This is a genomic window from Rudaea sp. (genome assembly GCF_036560865.1).
Lineage (GTDB): Bacteria > Pseudomonadota > Gammaproteobacteria > Xanthomonadales > Rhodanobacteraceae > Rudaea.
Genome location: NZ_DATBQK010000024.1, coordinates 1 through 2,265 on the forward strand (window position 1 = coordinate 1; position 2,265 = coordinate 2,265).

Here is a 2,265-nt window from a genome sequence, read left to right on the forward strand (position 1 = left end):
TCGTTGAGCAGGAGGCCACCGTTGTCCTCCAGCTCGCGCGTGCCGCCGACCGCGGCCGGCGGCGAATGCAGCGTGATCCGGCGCAGGCCCGGAATCGGCCCGAAGCCGGTGAAGACCTGCGGGAATCGCTGCGGGTCGAGCGACAGCGCGAACACCGCCTCGGGGGGTGCCTTGATGATGCGTTCGGTGCGCAGCAGGATATTCATGGCGAGAGTGTGTCGGGCCGCGAACCTGCTGTCCAGTCCATGTATGGACGCATCTCGAGGCTTCTTGCCGGCTCAGCCTTGTTGGTCACGCAGATGCTGCGAAACGCCGTCGTATCGGCTAGCCTATCGCTGCGGATTCGGGGATAAGCGTGGGCGATATCGAAAAGGACTCAGCCGACAACTTCATCGCCAAATGGAAGGGCGTCAAGGCGTCTGAACTATCCACGGCGCAAAGTTTCGCCGGCGATCTGTGCCGTTTGCTCGGCGTGGAAACGCCGCACCCGGACGCCGAACAGAAGTACATGTTCGAGCGCCCGATCACGTTCGCGCATGGCGATGGCAGCACGTCCGCCGGACGCATCGATCTGTACCGTCGTGGCGCGTTCGTTCTCGAAGCGAAAAAGCTCAAGGCGCCCACGCATACCAAGGGCTTTGACGATGCGATGCTGCGTGCGCGCAGTCAGGCCGAGCAGTACGCACGTGCGTTGCCCGCCGAGGAAGGCCGGCCGCCGTTCCTGATCGTCGTCGATGTCGGCAATCGCATCGAGTTGTATTCGGAATTCTCACGCTCCGGCGCGACATACACGCCGTTTCCCGATCCGCGCAGCTACCGCATCGCGCTGGACGATCTGCGCGACGTCGGGATTCGCGAACGCCTGCGCAACGTCTGGAACGATCCGCTCGCGCTCGATCCCTCGCGCGCGTCCGCACGCGTCACGCGCGAGATCGCCGCTCAGCTCGCCGAGTTGGCGCGTGGTCTGGAACAGGCGGGTCATCACGCGGAAACCGTTGCGCAATTCCTCATGCGTTGTCTGTTTACCATGTTCGCCGAAGACGTGAAACTGTTGCCGGTTGACAGCTTTCTCGATCTGCTGACGAAATATGTCGATCAGCCCGACGTGGCGATGCGCATGCTCGCGCAATTGTGGCGCGACATGGATGGCGGTGGTTTTTCTGCGGCCATCGCCAGCGACGTGCTGCGCTTCAACGGCAAGCTGTTCAAGCATCCGCAAACCCTGCCGCTCGACCGCGCGCAAATCGAAATGCTGATCGGCGCTGCGAAAAAGCGCTGGGAGCATGTCGAACCCGCGATCTTCGGCACCTTGCTCGAACGCGCGCTCGATCCTGACGAACGCCACAAGCTCGGCGCGCATTACACGCCGCGTGCCTATGTCGAACGCCTGGTGCTGCCGACGGTGATCGAACCGCTGCGCGCCGAATGGAGCGATGCGCATGCCGCTGCGCTCACGCTCGCCGCCGAAGGCAAGGCCGACGAGGCGGTGAGCACTCTGCGCGCGTTCCACCATCGCCTGTGCACGGTGCGCGTACTCGATCCGGCCTGCGGTTCGGGCAATTTCCTCTACGTCACGCTGGAACATCTCAAACGTCTTGAAGGCGAAGTGTTCATCGCGCTCGACGAACTCGGCTTCCGCCAGACCGACCTCGCCATCGGCAGCGAGCGCGCCGATGCGCTCGGTGGTGAAACCGTCGATCCGCACCAGCTGCTCGGCATCGAACTCAATCCGCGCGCTGCGGCCATCGCCGAAGTCGTGTTATGGATCGGCTACCTGCAATGGCACTACCGCACACGCGGCGACGTCAATCCGCCGCAGCCGGTGATCCGCGATTTCAGCAACATCGAAAACCGCGATGCCGTACTGGCTTACGACAGCGTTGAGTTCGTCACCGACGAACGCGGCGTGCCAGTTACGCGCTGGGACGGCACGACGATGAAGAAGTCGCCCGTCACCGGCGAGGACATTCCCGACGACAGCGCGCGCGTGCCTGTCGAGCGCTACGTCAATCCGCGCAAGGCTGCGTGGCCGGCTGCGGATTTTGTGGTGGGGAATCCGCCGTTTCTTGGAGCTAAGCGGCTGAAGGCTGTTTTAGGGGATGGCTACGTCGAGGCCCTGCGCGGCGCGTGGCCGGAAGCAGCGGAGTCCGCCGATCTGGTGATGAATTGGTGGCACCACGCAGCACTGCTCACGCAACGCGGTGCCCTGCAGCGCTTCGGCTTCATTACCACCAACTCGATCCGCCAAACGTTCAATCGCCGCGT

General features: G+C 63.5%; 2 protein-coding genes. One reads left to right on the plus strand and one right to left on the minus strand.

Annotated elements, in window-relative coordinates; translation table 11 throughout:
* A partial coding sequence (locus VIE67_RS02915; RefSeq protein ID WP_332023096.1) for an SRPBCC family protein occupies positions 1 to 206 on the minus strand: 206 nt, incomplete at its 3' end.
* 149 nt (positions 207 to 355) lie between these two features.
* On the opposite strand from VIE67_RS02915, the gene VIE67_RS02920 reads away from it, so the two are divergent.
* Positions 356 to 2,265 (plus strand): DNA methyltransferase (locus VIE67_RS02920; RefSeq protein WP_332023098.1); only part of this gene is annotated, 1,910 nt, incomplete at its 3' end.